This is a genomic window from Clostridium carnis (assembly GCF_054657435.1).
Window position 1 is genome coordinate 241,575 of the sequence record NZ_BAAHYS010000001.1, and the last position, 16,313, is coordinate 257,887.

Genomic DNA, 16,313 nt, shown 5'->3' on the forward strand with positions numbered 1-16,313 from the left:
ATAGATTTTCTCCATCTCTCTTCTAAAAATTTGTCTATATCAAATGAGTAGGCCTTACAACTTCATCATTATCATCTATCAATTTTCCATTTAAGTATTTTTCAAAAATATTTAAACATAAAAATGTAACTACTTTATCATCATCTTGAAATTCAAGTTCTAATGGTTTGGATGATATAAATAATAAATGTACTTTAATATCTCCTTCAACACCTATAAAACTTTTAATTTTATCTACCTCATCTAATACAATATCATATCTTCTCCTACATTTAAAATAATATCCGTCGTCCTTAAACATTTTTTCATGATCATTTACTATACCGCTACAATTTAATGAATCTGAAAAATATTTAGCTTCAATTAAAAATAATTCTCTAGTCTTTTCTGTGTAAAATATTAAATCAAAATCTCCATAGTCTATATCTCTATATCCATAAATCTTGTGATATTTTACTTCAATTACATCAAATGTTGCATAATAGTGCTTCCTTAATTTTTCTCTTATTTTATCAACAAGTATATGTGATAATTCATCATTTCTTTTTTCAACAGCTACTTTTAAATAATCAACACAATTACTATATACACTTCCGCCATTACTTAATATCGAAACCCATAATTGTTTTGATTGTTCTAATCCTGAATAAGTAAATATCAACATATTGTTTTCTAATAGTACAAACGGGCATAGTTCATGTCTTATTTTGTTAACTCCAATAGTCCATATTATAGGATCTCTACCATTTAATTGTGACTTAACTCTATTCTTTGTTAATGTAAAATTCTTTATTATGTCATCACCTTTAATTTGATTATTAGTATAACTTTCAATTAAATCGATGAATCTTTGTTTGTCAACAATCAATACACCTGACTTATCATTTCTTAATTCATTGGCTTGAAATGTGCTAATTAACCTTAAGTAGAGAATAAAATCTACATTAAATTGTTTATTAAATCCAATCCCAAATTCAGTCTTATTCGACTCTTTTGTTATTGGTATGGGTGATAAAACATTTTGGTTACCAGTCATTAATGTATTAAAGTAAATTATAGGCTTATATTTCAATATTTCAATTGGTATATCTTCATCATAGTTAATACTTATACCATAATACAATTCCTTATCATCAAATTTTTTACTTAACTGAAGTAATGATATAGCTTGAGATGCTAATCCATAAACATACATATCTACCATTACCATAGGATCAAACTTTATAGTTCCGTCTATATTCTTATTGCAATTTTGTAGCAAAACATAATTCTCAATCCATAGGTTTGTTGCATCAATTATATTCCTACAAATATTCCTATTTTGCTCTAGTACATCTGTTATTGCAACAGATTGAGCATTTAAATTTATTAAATCATTTCTCATTTCCTTTTGTATCATATAGAATAAACTAGATTCATTCAAAACGGCATATAAATTTTTTATAACAAAATATGATTCATCTTTTAAAATTTTATCAACCATTTCTGATTGAATTCTATTTGTAACACCAATTAATACTTTTATTGCTTCTTTCCTATTTTCAATATCCAACTTTTTACTACCAAAATAATCTTTAAATTTATTTTCTATAACCTTCTTAGGAATATTAAACTCTTTCCAAATTATTCTACTACAAAACATATTCATCAAACTTATCACCTCTCAACTATGATACTTTAATTATACATTTATTAACATATTTATTGAATAGACAATATTAAAATATATATACTGTATTTATCTTGATTTTAAAGTGAATCTCAAATTCAATTTTTATTAATACTATTTTTATTTTATATTTTTGATCAACTCTACCATCTTATATCTACCAATTAAGGCATAAAAAAACAGATAGCCACTCTAACTGAAGCTACCCGTCCTAAAATACTATATTTTAATATACATACTTGTGTAATTTCTTATAAAACCAATCATTTCACTGACTTGTCTAACAAAGTTTAGTTGTCCAATCCTCACAGTTCCATATTTCTGTTACAACATCTTTATAGAATTCTGGTTCATGGGATACTAATAGTATAGATCCTTTATATTCTTTTAAGGCTCTTTTTAATTCTTCCTTTGCATCTACATCTAAATGGTTTGTAGGCTCATCTAGTATTAGTATATTTGTTTCTGTATTTAATATTTTACATAATCTTACCTTTGCTGCTTCTCCACCTGATAAAACCATTATTTTTGATTCTAGTTGCTTTGTTGTAAGACCGCATTTTGCTAGTGCTGCTCTTATTTCGTATTGTGTTTTACTTGGGAATTCTTGCCATACTTCTTCTATACAAGTATTTGTATTTCCTGATCTATCTTCTTGTTCAAAGTATCCTATATGTTGATAGTCTCCTCTATAAACCTCTCCAGATAGTGGTTTTTGTATTCCAAGTAAGCTCTTTAGTAGTGTTGATTTACCAAGACCATTTGCCCCTACTAAAGCTATTTTTTGTCCTCTTTCCATATAAAGATTTAATGGTTTTGTTAATGGTGAATCATATCCTATTACTAAGTCTTTAGTTTCGAATATAGCTTTTCCTGCAGTTCTTGCAATTTTAAAGCTAAATTCTGGCTTTGGTTTTTCCTTTGAAAGTTCTATTACTTCCATTTTATCAAGTTTCTTTTGTCTTGATTTAGCCATATTTGCTGTAGCTACATTTGCTTTATTTCTAGCAACAAAATCTTCAAGTCTAGCTATTTCTTTTTGTTGCTTTTCGTATGCTTGTTCTAGTCTCTTTTTATTTTCTTCATATAATCTTTTAAACTCGTAGTAATCTCCAACATATCTTGTAAGCTTTCTCTCTTCCACATGATAAATTAAGTTAACTACAGAATTTAAAAATGGTATATCATGAGATATTAGTATAAATGCATTTTCATAGTTTTTAAGGTATCTCTTTAACCATTCTATGTGTTCTTCATCTAGATAGTTAGTAGGCTCATCTAAAAGTAATATATCTGGGTTTTGAAGTAATAATTTTCCTAGAAGTATTTTTGTTCTTTGTCCACCTGATAAATCATCTACATCTCTATCTAAACCTAGGTCTAAAAGACCAAGCCCTTTAGCTACTTCTTCTACTTTAGGATCTATTACATAAAATCCATTATGATCTAAAAGATCTTGAATTACAGCTGTTCTTTCTAGCATTTTTTCTAATTCTTCTGGAGTAACTTCTCCCATTTTTTCATATAGAGAGTTCATTTCCGCTTCTAAATCAAATAGATATTTAAATGCATCTCTAAGAGCATCTCTAATACTTTGTCCTTTTGTTAATGCTGCATGTTGATCCATATATCCAACTCTAACATTATTTGACCAAACAACTTTTCCTTCATCTGGCATAAGTTTATTTGTAACTATATTCATAAATGTAGATTTACCTTCTCCATTAGCTCCAATTAATCCAACATGCTCTCCCTTTAATAATCTAAAAGAAACATCTTCAAATATAGCTCTATCTCCAAATCCATGATTCATGTCTTTAACTAATAAAACACTCATTTAATATCCTCCGTAGTTATGTATTTATAATTAATTTTTTAACTTCATATAAAAATAAGATGTGAAAATAATCACACCTTATTTATTATAAACTATAATTCTACAAAATAAAGAGAATTTTTTTAGCAATTTTTATTTAATATACTAATACTCATAATCTTTAGCTTCTTCACAAATAGAAATATTAAGTTGTTTATTATCAACTACCTTTTTATATGAACATAAAAACTCGTTTAACTCTAAATCACCTAAATCTATTTTGGAAAAACTTTTTAAAATTACATTTTCCCCTTCAACTATAATGTCTACATTATTTTTATCATTTTTAATAAAATAAGTATTAATAGTCTTTACTTCAATTCTATCTTTATATTTTTCTTGAAAACTCATAGTTTTTCTTGCTTGATCTATATCTCCAAAAGATGAATTAATTTTATCAAGTCCCATAGCCTTTATTTGAGCTTCTAAGCTTGATGCATCAAATCCATATCTTTCCATCAATTTAGTTTGCATTTTTAAAAATTTATCTTGAGATATATTGTTATTTTGCATATAAGCTGTCATTTCCTTACTAAAGTCAGCCATTGAAAGCTTACCTGCTGTTACATCATAATATAATGAATATATATATGATTCAAATTTATCTATATCTTTATCAAAGCCTTTTTCTTCAGCTTTATTTTTTAACTCATTAAAATCTATTATTCTATCCATACAATTCACCCTCCTACTACCTTAAATATATTGTTATTATTATACTATAACAGTATATTTTATTCTATACTTTTAGGATATTGCATTTAAACTTAATTATATTTTAATAGTTAATCTACTTTTATTGCTTTTACTTCATTCCATATATCTTCATATAATCTTAATTTATCCTGTGGTAGATATTTATATACTTCACATTTATCCATTACTTCCTTTGGCATATATGCACCTTTATTATTTCTAACTTCTTCAGGTTGTTCTTCCATTGCAAGTTTATGTGGAGTTGTATATCCTATTTCTTCTGCTATTTTAAGTGCATTTTCCTTTTCACTTAAAAAATTTATAAAAGCTTCTGCACTTTCTTTATCATTTGCATTCTTTGGAATTGCCCATGAATCTAGCCAAAAATTAGCACCTTCCTTTGGGACTACATACTCTAAATTATCATTTTCATCAGCTAATGTTAATCCTTCTCCAGACCAAATCATTGCAATTGAAGCCTCTCCCGAAGTCATTAAATCCTTAACTTCATCTGCTCCATACTTTAAAACTAATGGTTTTTGAGCTATTAAAGCTTGTTTTGCCTCTTCTAATTCCTTAGGATTAGTGCTGTTTAAAGAATATCCTAACTTTTTAAGTGCCATACCTATTACATCTCTTTGGGCATCTAAAACAAATATTTGTTTTGAGTATTTTTCATTCCACATTATATTCCAGCTATCTACTTTATCCTTGACTAAATCTTTATTATAGACTATTCCAATTGTTCCATTCATATATGGAACAGTATAATCATTATTTGGATCAAAAGCTTGACCTAAATCATCTTCATTCATGTCTTTAATATTTGGTATATTATCTTTATTTATTTTTTGTAATAAGTCCTCATTTATCATTCTATCTGCCATATAATCGGCAACTAAAATTGCATCCCATTTTGTTTTTCCTGATGTTACTTCTATATACATAGTTTCCATATCATCAAAAGTTTTATAGTTTACTTTAATATTATACTTTTCCTCAAATTCCTTTAATAAACCTTCTGCTATATTTTCTCCATAGTTTAAAACATTTATTGTTTTCTTATTTTCTCTTTTGCCACATCCAACAAATAAAGAAATAACTAAAGTTATACTACATATTAATGCAATATATTTAATTGATCTTTTCATTATTTACATCCTTTCTTTTTAATATTAATTATTATATAAACATAAATATTATATATTTATTATTTAATGTTGAAAAGAAAAATTTATTAAATAGATAATATTTTATTATTAGAAAAAATAAAAATCCCATAAAATATGAGATTTTTAAAATACTACAATATACTTTTTAAACTTCAACTAACTTTGCAGTAACCCCTTTAATTTCATTTAATTCATTGTTAAGTTTAGCTATCTCTTCTTTTTCCTCATGGATTAAATTTAAAATTACTAATCCAGAATTAGAGCATGTATTCTTACTTGCCTCATGTAAACCTAATCTAGTTTGAATTATACACCCATACTTTGTAAGGATTTCTTGCACTTTTGGTGCAGATATATTTCTTGGATCAATTTTTATAGCCATAATTGTAAACATATAATAACCTCCTTATATATTAAGTTTTAATAATAACCTAATAAAATCTTTATTTCTTTTCTATAATCTCCCTTTTTCCCTTGCTTTATTCATTTAGTAATAAAGAAGCTCATCACTTCCATTTAATACATTTTTACACTTTTTGTATATCTTATAATATCCAATACATGAAATTGGAACAATAAATGCCCCTATAACAAACCACTCAACATTTATTTCATATCTTTTTGATATTTCTATAAATGTTATCATTTTAAATACTATAAACCAAGCTATGTATAATGCCATTGCCAATATAATAGCTTGTATAGATACTACTATAGGTAAAAAAGCTGTACTTAATTCTACAACCGTTGCTGCAACTAGAATAAAAATTAAATCTGAATTTTTTCTTCCTATTTTTAATGTTAACCACGAATTTGCATATGGTATAAATGCAATCCATGGATTATCATATTCCTCTACTTTGGCAGCACTATACATTGCAATTGATTTAAAAATATATTCTAAAATATTACATACTGTTTTTATAAAGATAAAAGTTTTAAATAACATATGTAAGAATTCCATTTTTATCCTCCATTTCTTTATATAAATAATTTTACCATTTACATATTATATATTCTACATAAATTTATATACCCCCTTGCAATACGAACATTTGTTCTGTATAATTTATCTAAAGCTTTAAAATTTATAATAATAAGGTGATATTAATGGATATAAAAGAAAAGTTAAATATCTTATCTGCAGCTGCGAAATATGATGTGTCTTGTTCATCCTCTGGCTCTAAAAGAAAAAATAAAAATCATGGTTTAGGTAATTCACAAAATAGTGGTATATGTCATAGCTTCACTCCTGACGGAAGATGTATTTCACTACTTAAAATATTACTAACAAATTATTGTATTTATAATTGTCGATATTGTGTAAATGCCTCGACAAAAGATATTCCTAGAGCTTTTTTTACTCCGGACGAAGTAGTTGATTTAACTATTAATTTTTATAAACGTAATTATATAGAAGGTTTATTTTTGAGTTCTGCTGTTTTTAAATCTCCTAACTATACAATGGAATTACTTTTAATGGTTGTAAAAAAACTTCGATTAGAAGAAAACTTTAATGGTTATATTCACTTAAAAGGAATTCCAGGCGCTGATGAGCTTTTAATAAAAGAAGCTGGTAAATATGTAGATAGAATGAGTGTAAATATAGAACTACCTTCTTCTAATAGTCTTAAACTTCTTGCTCCTCAAAAAAATAAGGAAACTATTCTTACACCTATGAAAATTATTAAAAATTCAATAATTGAAAATAAAGAACTTAAAAGTAAATTTAAATCTACTCCGTTATTTGTTCCTGGTGGGCAAAGTACACAATTAATTGTTGGAGCTACTCCAGAAAGTGACTATAAAATCCTAAATTTATCTGAAAATCTTTATAATACATTTAATTTAAAAAGAGTATATTATTCTGCTTATGTTCCAGTTGTAAAGGATAATAAATATTTACCAGATATAACTCATCCCCCTTTAATTAGAGAACATAGACTTTATCAAGCAGATTGGCTTTTAAGATTTTATGGCTTTAAAGCAAAAGAACTTTTAGCCAATGAAAATGATAATTTTGATTTAAATTTCGATCCTAAAACTTCTTGGGCTTTAAATAATATAGATAATTTTCCTGTAGAAATAAATAAAGCTTCATATGATATACTTTTGAGAATTCCTGGAATAGGAGTTAAATCAGCAAGACGTATTTTAATAGCAAGAAAAGTTCATACCTTAACATTTTTAGATTTAAAAACTCTTGGAGTTGTTTTAAAAAGAGCTAAATATTTTATAACCTGCAAGGGAAAATATTATGGAGATGTTTCCTTTGATAATGAAAAAATACGAAATAGATTGCTTTATATTGATAATGTAAAAAATGAAAAACAAAATTCAATGCAATTATCTTTTTTTGATAATGAAAAAATAAATAGTGAGATATTTATTCCAAACTCTAATAAAATAATTTTACCTAGTGATTCTATTACTTCCTTAACGGGACAACTATAAGAGGAGATGTTTAACAAATGATAGTATATATTTATAATGGATCTTTTGAAGGCTTATTAACTTGTATATATGATAGTTTCTATTCTAAAACTCCACCCTTTTCAATTTGTACAGAAACAGAGGAAACTTATAATTTATTAAATGAAACTGTATATGTACATAATAATATTGATAAATTTAAGAAAGTAAAAAGAGCTATAATCACTAAAATTGATCCTTTAGCTTTAACTAAAGTTTATACCGTTTACTTATCTAATCACAAGAATAAAGGTATTTTAATATATAATTATTTAAAACTGGCCTTTTCTAGAGGCTCTGATATACACAAGCATCTTTATATTGATGTTGTTAAAACCGTAGATTTAATAAATAGACAAGTGAATTTAGAAGCTCATAGATTTACGGGTTTTGTACGTTTTAAAAATATATCCAATAAGTTTCTATACTCTTCAATTGAACCAGATAATGATATTTTAGAAATAATATCTCCTCATTTTCAGAGAAGATTTTCTAATGAATATTGGATAATTCATGATATTAAAAGAGGTTTAGCATCAGTTTATAATAGAATTTCCTGGGAAATCATCGAAATAGATAATAATTTGTATAATAATACCAAAAATTATAATGATGATTTTGAAGATTTATGGAGAGAATATTTTAATTCTACTACTATAAAAGAAAGAATTAATTTTAAACTTCAAAAAAGATCTATGCCAAAAAGATATTGGAAAAATCTTATTGAAACTAGTAATTAAAATTAATAAAGTGATTATGTTCTAAAGCTTTGTATTATATTGTTAAGGGTTTATAATACGACTTTCACATAATCACTTTATTTTTAAACTTATTTAATTTATATTATTAGTGTATATCCACTTTTTAAAAAAAGTATTACTTTTCTTATTTTAGACTTCGAATATCCAACCTTCTGGTGCTTCAACATCACCAAATTGTATTCCACAAAGTATTCTATATAATTCCTTTGTTACAGGTCCAACTTCTGTTTCACTATGGAATACATGAAGATTATTTTTATATTCTATTCCACCGATTGGCGTAATAACTGCTGCTGTTCCACATGCTCCAGCTTCTTTAAATTCATCTAGATTTTCTATAAAAACATCTCTTTCAAAAACAGGCATTTTTAAATAATCTCTAGCTATATCCATAAGAGAGTATTTTGTTATACTCGGTAATATAGATGGTGAATTTGGTGTAACAAACTCATTATTTTTAGTTATTCCAAAGAAATTAGCAGCTCCAACTTCCTCTATTTTAGTATGAGTTGCAGGATCTAAATATATACAATCTGCAAATCCTCTATCTGCTGCAATTTGATGTGGATGTAATGATGCAGCATAATTTCCTCCAACTTTTTGTCCACCAGTTCCATGTGGTGCAGCTCTATCATAATCTGCTATCATAAAGTTACAAGGAGTTAATCCTTCTTTAAAATATGGTCCTACTGGAACTGCAAATACAGAAAAGATATATTCTGGTGCTGGTTTAACACCTATATTATTTCCTACCCCTATCATAAAAGGTCTTAAATATAATGTTGCACCTGTTCCATATGGCGGAACAAAATGCTCATTAGCTTTCACTACTGCTTTACATGCTTCTATAAATTTTTCTTCTGGTATTTCTGGCATTAGAAGTCTTCTATTACTGTTATTCATTCTTGCAGCATTTCTATCTACTCTAAATAACTGTATTTTTCCATCCTTTCTCCTATATGCTTTTAAACCTTCAAAGCATTGTTGACCATAGTGAAGTGCTGTAGATGCCTCACTTATAGTTAACATATTATCTTCTACTAATTTACCTTCATCCCAATTTCCATCTTTCCAAACTGAAATATATCTATAATCAGTTTTTATGTAGCTGAAACCAAGATTGTTCCAATCAATGTTTACATTTTTACTCATACAAATACCTCCATTCATGGTTTCTATAATACCTAATTGTACCATTATTAATGCAAACCTTAAAGAGAAAGTTTATAATTTGTTTTAAATTAAAATTATTTGAAGTTATTTTCGAAAAGGTGTATATTAATGTTATGTGAAAAAGACAGAAAATTAGGATGATTAAAAGCTTAAGAGATATTTGAACCAAAATATTAGCTTTTAACCATCCTTACTGATTATTAGAGGACTGAATTAAAGGTCGCAGTTATCTACTTCTTCTCCATAACGTACAGTGCCCTCTGAAGAAAAATCCTTTGTATTATTATCAATAAAAACACCATCGTTATTTTTAGGAGAATTATTTTTGCAGTACTTATTATTTATTTTTGTATTTAACTTGTTTTTAGAATTATTTTTACCCATAATATTTCCTCCAAATAAGATTATTTGTAGTTAGTATGAGTAAAAATTTTTTTTATATACTATTACTTTAAAAGGATGTGTAGAAATGAAAAAGGAAATTATATCAACTAATAATGCTCCACAAGCAATTGGCCCATATTCACAAGGAATTAAAATGGGAGATCTTGTATTTACATCAGGACAAATCCCTATAAATCCAGCTACTGGTGAACTTGTAAGTGAAATAAAAGCTGCAACAAAACAATCTCTTGAAAATGTTAAAGCTATTTTAGAAGCTGCTGGAAGTAGTTTAGATAAAGTTATAAAGGTTTCTGTCTTTGTAAAAGATATGAATGATTTTGCTAAAGTAAATTCAATTTATGCTGAATACTTTAAAGAAAATGCACCTGCAAGAAGTTGTGTAGAAGTTGCTAGATTACCAAAAGACTCAATAATTGAAATAGAAGCTATTGCAACAATTTAAAATTTTTTTAAATTTAAATAAACCTACTATAATGAATTTTTATAAAAATCATTATAGTAGGTTTATAAGTTTTTAAATATATTTTACTTGTTTTTTCTATTATCCATAGTTATGTAATAATATGGTAATCCTAAAAATAATGCTCCACCTATAAAGTTTCCTAGGGAGACTAATACTATATTATACATATACCCACCTATTGTTATTGTAGATGGATCAATCATATATCCCATTGCTAAAAATCCCATATTGGCAACACTATGCTCAAAACCTGCTGTTATAAATGTAAATAAACACCAGAATATCATTAAAATCTTTGCTGTTTCTTCCTTTAATTTATAGCACATCCAAACTGCTAAACATACTAATATATTACATAATATCCCCTTTAATACTAGTTGAGTAGCTGGAGTATCTATTTTTGCAAGTGCATTACTAACTATAAATTCCCCTATATAATCACCTTTTCCTGATGTTAAACCAGCCTGTACAAATAAAGCTGCTCCTACAATTCCACCAAGTATATTCCCAATCCAACTTGCAAACCATATCTTTATTGCATCTACCCATGTTACTGTTTTTTCTAATGCTCCCATTGTCATTATTAATGCATTGCTTGTAAATAAGTCTCCACCAGCCATTAATACTAAACTTAAAGCAACACCAAATGATACTCCCATCATTATTTTATAATATGGAGAACCACCATGATGCATTATTCCTCCAATAGAATAAATAAGCATAATACCTAAACTAATAAAAAGACTACCTAACATAGCACTAATTATGTACCTTGATTTGCTTCTTCTTAATAAATTGCTTTTAACTTCTGCCGAATGAGCTAAATTATGAATTTCTTTACTATACATTTTCCACCCCGTCTTCAATTATACTTTATTGTTATTTTTTTAACAACTTTTCCCCTATGAATAGGATTTTTCTATTCACAATAATATATTCTACAACCAAATTAATATTATTTCAATGTTTTTCTATTTATTAAAGAAATAAATTGAGCCTATATAAATAAACTTTTAAAAATTCTATTTATATAGGCTCTATTTTATTAATATATTATTTAACTAACTACATTTTTTATTTGATTTATATAAATTTCTCTAACCTTTTCATATTCTAAAAGAGATTTTAAATTTAGTTCTACTTTAATATCATTTTCTTCAAAAAACTTCTTCCAAGATTTTTCTTCTCCTCCAAGATCTCTTTGAACATGATTTCCTGATAAAATTAACAACGGCATTAAAAGTACTTCATCTATATTTTCCTTTTTAATATGTTTAAGTACCTCTTCTTTTTTTTGCATACCTTCTAATGTACCAATAACTAAATTGCTGTAACCTCTTTCTCTAAACTTTTTTTCTAGTATATTATAAGATTCAGTATTTATGGTTTTTGATCCATGACCAACTAATACTATATTCTTATCCTTTGGCAATTCACTTTCCATTGCATCTACTAATCTATTACATGCTTCATTAAGTTCTTCACCTATATAACCTAATAATGTTTTTAAAAATCTTACTTTTTTAAAAGAATAATAGTACTCATTTACACTTTGCTCTAAACCAATATATTCAGTTCCTTCAATTACATGAATTGGTTGAATATATACCTCTTCAAAACCATCATTTACTAAATTAAAAAGCACCTCATCAATTCTTGGAATAGAGATACCATGTTTGCTATTTAATAAATTTACAATAACTTTAGATGTAAATGCCCGCACAACAAGGTATTTATTGTTAAATGTATTTCTTACTTCCTCTTCTATTTTATCTAATTCTCTTAACGCGTTTAAATTTGTAGTTCCAAATGAAACCATAATTATTGCTTTTGACATAATAACCCTTTCTTATACCACATTTGTATTTAAGTATTTTTAATTTATATTATAAATTCGTTAAATGCCTCTAAGAACTTATCTATATGTTCTTCTTTATGAGTTGTTGATAAAAATAATGCTTCATATTGAGATGGAGGTAAATTAAATCCATGCTTTAACATATGAATAAAATACTTTTTAAACATTTCTGAATCGCACTTCTTAACATCTTCATAAGATTTAACTTCTTTTAATTTTGTAAAGAATATAGTCATCATTCCACCATATCTATTAATTACTAGTGGAATACCTTTTTGTTTTGCTATTTCAAGCATTCCCTTTTCAAACTTTTCACCTAATTTGTTTATATAATCATAATACTCAACATTTTCCTTTAATTTATTTAATGTTGCAAGACCAGCTGCCATTACAATTGGATTCCCAGACATTGTACCTGCTTGATATACTCCTCCTAATGGAGATAATTTTTCCATTATCTCTTTTTTTCCACCATAAGCTCCACAAGGAAGACCTCCTCCAATTATTTTGGCATATGTTACTAAATCAGGATTAATATTGAATAAGCTTTGTGCACCTTTAAATGCTACTCTAAATCCGCTCATTACCTCATCAAATATAAGTAATGAACCATATTTATCACAAAGTTCTCTTAATGTTTTCATAAAGTCATCTTCTGCTTTTATAACTCCCATATTACCTGCTACTGGCTCTATTATAATTGCTGCAATATCTTCTCCATATTTTTCAAAAAGTTCAGTTACTTGTTTTTTATCATTATAAACTCCTATAAGAGTATTTTTAACACTATCCTCTGGTATTCCTAAAGAACCTGGTATTCCTTCTGTTAATACTCCTGAACCTGCTTCAACTAAAAATCCATCAAAGTGACCATGATAACAACCTGCAAACTTTATAATTTTATTTTTCTTTGTATATCCTCTGGCAAGCTTTATGGCACTCATAGTAGCTTCTGTACCCGAATTAACCATTCTTATCATATCTATATTATCTAAGTTATCACATAAGAATTTTGCCATTAATAATTCAAGTTCTGTTGGTGCTCCAAATGCAATTGCACTTTCTGATATTTCTTTTATACATGTAACAACATCTGCATCACAATGCCCTAATATCATTGGACCCCAAGCTAATACAAAATCTATATACTCTTTACCTTCTTCATCCTTTATTATAGCACCTTTTCCACTTTTTATAACTGGAGGGGTTATTCCCATATCCTTATATGCTCTAACTGGCGAGTTAACACCACCTGGCATATATTTTTTAGATTCATGAAATATAACTTGATTTTCCACTTTTAAACCTCCTCAATCCATTTAGCTGCTTGTAGTGCATAATAAGTTATTATCATATCTGCACCTGCTCTTTTCATTGAAAGTAACATCTCTAAAACAACTGATTTCTCATTTATAAGATTAGCCTTAGCTGCTGCTTTTACCATTGCAAACTCTCCACTTACACTATAAGCACAAATAGGAACAGAAGTATTTTCTTTTGCAGATTTTATAATATCTAAATATGATAAGGCTGGCTTAACCATTATTATATCCGCACCTTCTTCAATATCCATATCTATTTCTTTTAAGGCTTCTCTACTATTTGCTGGGTCCATTTGATAAGTTTTTCTATCTCCAAATTGAGGTGCTGAATGTGCTGCTTCTCTAAACGGCCCGTAAAAAGCAGAGCAGTATTTTGCTGCATAGCTCATAATTGCAACATCTTTAAATCCATTTTCATCTAATGCATTTCTCATATACAAAATTCTTCCATCCATCATATCTGATGGTGCTACCATATCTGCACCTGCTTTTGCATGTGAAACTGCTATTTCAGCTAACTTTTCTAAAGTAGCATCATTATCAACTTTAGTACCATTTAGTATTCCACAATGGCCATGACTTGTGTACTGACACATACATACATCAGTTATTATATATAAATCTTTTGAAAGTTCTTTTATTTTTCTAACTGCTTTTTGAACAATTCCATTATGATTATAGCTTTCAGATCCACATTCATCCTTCACATTTGGAAGCCCAAATACTATTACACCTCTTATTCCTAAGGTTTCTATTTCAGAAATTATTTCTTCTAACCTATCTAATGACCAATGATAATTCCCATCTAGTGAGGATATTTCTTCTTTTATATTTTCCCCTTCAACTACAAATATAGGAAATATAAAATCATTTTTACTTAAAGTATTTTCCCTAACTAAACTTCTTATAGAAGAATTTTCTCTTAACCTTCTACCTCTTTTTATCATATTATTCACCCTTACTTTCTTTATTAAAAATATCTATTTTATTTCAGCTATCTCTTTTAAGAATCCATCTTCTGAATGTTTTTTACACATATATGAATCTATGTTTCTTTCTGTTAAAGCATTAAATGTTTGAGGCCCTATTGCTATATTTCTCTTTTCCTTTATTTTATCTACTCCAAACATATCAACCATATTATTTACTGTACTTGGACTTGTATATAAAATTATATCAACTTCTTCAAAAGCCTTATGGTTTTTTACAGTTCCACATACTGTATTATATGTATGAACTCTATCTACCTCTAAACCTAATTTTTCAATTTCATCTTTTAGATACTCTCTACTTGATGATGAACATGGAATTAATACTTTTTCTGAAGTTTTAAGATTAGGTTTTAATACTTCAAATAAGCCTTCTCCAACAAACTCTTTAGCCATAATAAAAGGAACTATTCCCCTTTTTTCTAATGCTTTTCTCGTTGCTTTTCCTATTACAGAAAATTTAGCCTTTATATTTCTTATATCATACTTTATATATATTAAATAATCAAAGAACATATTAACTCCATTTACAGACGTTAATATTATATGATCATAACTGTTTAATTTATCTATATAATCCTTTAAATTTTCTTTAGTACTCTCTATTTTTATAGAGTTTATTTCTGTAACCTCTGCACCCATTTCTCTTAATTTATTTTTTAAATTAGAGGATTGCTCTCTTGATCTTGTTACACAAATATTTTTCCCAAATAAGGGCTTATTCTCATACCATGATAAATCTTCACTTAAATTTACCACTTCGCCAACAACAATAATACAAGGTGATACTAAATTTGCCTCTCTAACTTTTTCTTCAATATCTTCTAATGTTCCAATAACTTTTCTTTGCTTTGAAGAGGTTCCTCTCATAATAACTGCTGCTGGTGTATTAATATCTTTACCATTAGTTACTAAATTGCAAATAATTTTATTTAAATTAGAAAGCCCCATCATAAATACTAAGGTACCTTTTTCTTTTGAAAGTGCTTCCCAATTTATATTTAAAGTTCCAGCTGTCATTCCTGTAACTATATGAAAGCTTTGCGCAATTTTTCTATGAGTTATTGGTATTCCTGCATAGTTAAGAACTGATATAGGTGAAGTTACACCTGGAATTACTTCAAAATCTATATTTTCTTCAACTAGTGAAAGAACCTCTTCTCCACCTCTTCCAAAAACATATGGATCTCCACCTTTAATTCTTCCTACAACATTTCCTTCCTTAGCTAATTTTACAAGCATTTCATTAATCTCTTCTTGTGTTTTGTAATGACATCCTGGCTCTTTTCCACAATAATAAATTTTACAATCATCTTTTAAATAATTTAATATATTATTAGACACCAGTCTATCATAAAGAACTGCTGTACATTTTTCTAACGCTTTAGCAGCCTTAATTGTTAATAATTCTTCATCTCCTGGACCTGTTCCAATTATATAAACCTTACACATTTTAC

Annotated in this window: 16 protein-coding genes; 3 read left to right on the forward strand and 13 right to left on the reverse strand. The window is 27.3% G+C overall.

What is annotated here, in order from left to right:
- Positions 1 to 34: 34 nt before the first annotated feature.
- The 6 genes from ACYQ1T_RS01280 to ACYQ1T_RS01305 form a co-directional block, all read right to left on the reverse strand.
- Positions 35 to 1,651, reverse strand: a complete 1,617-nt coding sequence (locus ACYQ1T_RS01280) for a hypothetical protein (RefSeq protein WP_459830959.1) — start codon at positions 1,649 to 1,651, stop codon at positions 35 to 37.
- Between the two features lie 298 nt (positions 1,652 to 1,949).
- Positions 1,950 to 3,506 carry an ABC-F family ATP-binding cassette domain-containing protein gene (locus ACYQ1T_RS01285; RefSeq protein ID WP_459830961.1) on the reverse strand — a complete coding sequence of 519 codons (1,557 nt, stop codon included), beginning with the start codon at positions 3,504 to 3,506 and terminating at the stop codon, positions 1,950 to 1,952.
- A gap of 144 nt (positions 3,507 to 3,650) precedes the next feature.
- Positions 3,651 to 4,220: a DUF3867 domain-containing protein gene (locus ACYQ1T_RS01290; protein ID WP_459830962.1), complete on the reverse strand. Its 570-nt coding sequence runs from the start codon at positions 4,218 to 4,220 to the stop codon at positions 3,651 to 3,653.
- Between the two features lie 110 nt (positions 4,221 to 4,330).
- Positions 4,331 to 5,392 carry an ABC transporter substrate-binding protein gene (locus ACYQ1T_RS01295; protein WP_459830964.1) on the reverse strand — a complete coding sequence of 354 codons (1,062 nt, stop codon included), beginning with the start codon at positions 5,390 to 5,392 and terminating at the stop codon, positions 4,331 to 4,333.
- Between the two features lie 166 nt (positions 5,393 to 5,558).
- Positions 5,559 to 5,807: a CPF_0552 family protein gene (locus ACYQ1T_RS01300; RefSeq protein ID WP_459830965.1), complete on the reverse strand. Its 249-nt coding sequence runs from the start codon at positions 5,805 to 5,807 to the stop codon at positions 5,559 to 5,561.
- Positions 5,808 to 5,900: 93 nt separating this feature from the next.
- Complete coding sequence (locus ACYQ1T_RS01305) at positions 5,901 to 6,377, reverse strand: hypothetical protein (protein WP_459830966.1); 477 nt, start codon at positions 6,375 to 6,377, stop codon at positions 5,901 to 5,903.
- Between the two features lie 146 nt (positions 6,378 to 6,523).
- Between ACYQ1T_RS01305 and ACYQ1T_RS01310 the strand changes: the two genes are divergently transcribed.
- Both ACYQ1T_RS01310 and ACYQ1T_RS01315 read left to right on the forward strand, forming a co-directional pair.
- Positions 6,524 to 7,867, forward strand: a complete 1,344-nt coding sequence (locus ACYQ1T_RS01310) for a putative DNA modification/repair radical SAM protein (RefSeq protein ID WP_459830967.1) — start codon at positions 6,524 to 6,526, stop codon at positions 7,865 to 7,867.
- A gap of 17 nt (positions 7,868 to 7,884) precedes the next feature.
- Positions 7,885 to 8,625, forward strand: a complete 741-nt coding sequence (locus ACYQ1T_RS01315) for a TIGR03915 family putative DNA repair protein (RefSeq protein ID WP_459830968.1) — start codon at positions 7,885 to 7,887, stop codon at positions 8,623 to 8,625.
- 150 nt (positions 8,626 to 8,775) lie between these two features.
- Here ACYQ1T_RS01315 and ACYQ1T_RS01320 read toward each other — a convergent pair whose 3' ends face one another.
- Both ACYQ1T_RS01320 and ACYQ1T_RS01325 read right to left on the reverse strand, forming a co-directional pair.
- Positions 8,776 to 9,798, reverse strand: a complete 1,023-nt coding sequence (locus ACYQ1T_RS01320; RefSeq protein ID WP_459830969.1) for a branched-chain amino acid aminotransferase — start codon at positions 9,796 to 9,798, stop codon at positions 8,776 to 8,778.
- Positions 9,799 to 10,032: 234 nt separating this feature from the next.
- Positions 10,033 to 10,203: a hypothetical protein gene (locus ACYQ1T_RS01325; protein WP_459830971.1), complete on the reverse strand. Its 171-nt coding sequence runs from the start codon at positions 10,201 to 10,203 to the stop codon at positions 10,033 to 10,035.
- 85 nt (positions 10,204 to 10,288) lie between these two features.
- On the opposite strand from ACYQ1T_RS01325, the gene ACYQ1T_RS01330 reads away from it, so the two are divergent.
- Entirely contained in the window at positions 10,289 to 10,666 is a 378-nt protein-coding gene (locus ACYQ1T_RS01330; RefSeq protein WP_459830972.1) for a RidA family protein, read from the forward strand.
- 83 nt (positions 10,667 to 10,749) lie between these two features.
- Here the strand turns inward: ACYQ1T_RS01330 and ACYQ1T_RS01335 are convergent, their stop codons facing one another.
- The 5 genes from ACYQ1T_RS01335 to cobA all read right to left on the reverse strand — a co-directional run bounded on the left by ACYQ1T_RS01335 (position 10,750) and on the right by cobA (position 16,308).
- Entirely contained in the window at positions 10,750 to 11,535 is a 786-nt protein-coding gene (locus ACYQ1T_RS01335; RefSeq protein WP_459830973.1) for a formate/nitrite transporter family protein, read from the reverse strand.
- Between the two features lie 209 nt (positions 11,536 to 11,744).
- Complete coding sequence (locus ACYQ1T_RS01340; RefSeq protein ID WP_459830975.1) at positions 11,745 to 12,524, reverse strand: sirohydrochlorin cobaltochelatase; 780 nt, start codon at positions 12,522 to 12,524, stop codon at positions 11,745 to 11,747.
- A 44-nt stretch (positions 12,525 to 12,568) separates the two neighbouring features.
- On the reverse strand, positions 12,569 to 13,843 hold the full coding sequence (gene hemL / locus ACYQ1T_RS01345; RefSeq protein WP_459830976.1) for a glutamate-1-semialdehyde 2,1-aminomutase: 1,275 nt from the start codon (positions 13,841 to 13,843) through the stop codon (positions 12,569 to 12,571).
- A gap of 2 nt (positions 13,844 to 13,845) precedes the next feature.
- Positions 13,846 to 14,814, reverse strand: a complete 969-nt coding sequence (gene hemB / locus ACYQ1T_RS01350; protein ID WP_459830977.1) for a porphobilinogen synthase — start codon at positions 14,812 to 14,814, stop codon at positions 13,846 to 13,848.
- Positions 14,815 to 14,847: 33 nt separating this feature from the next.
- The gene (gene cobA / locus ACYQ1T_RS01355) at positions 14,848 to 16,308 is read right to left on the reverse strand and encodes a uroporphyrinogen-III C-methyltransferase (protein ID WP_459830978.1); all 1,461 of its coding nucleotides are present in this window, start codon (positions 16,306 to 16,308) and stop codon (positions 14,848 to 14,850) included.
- Between the last annotated feature and the right edge of the window lie 5 nt (positions 16,309 to 16,313).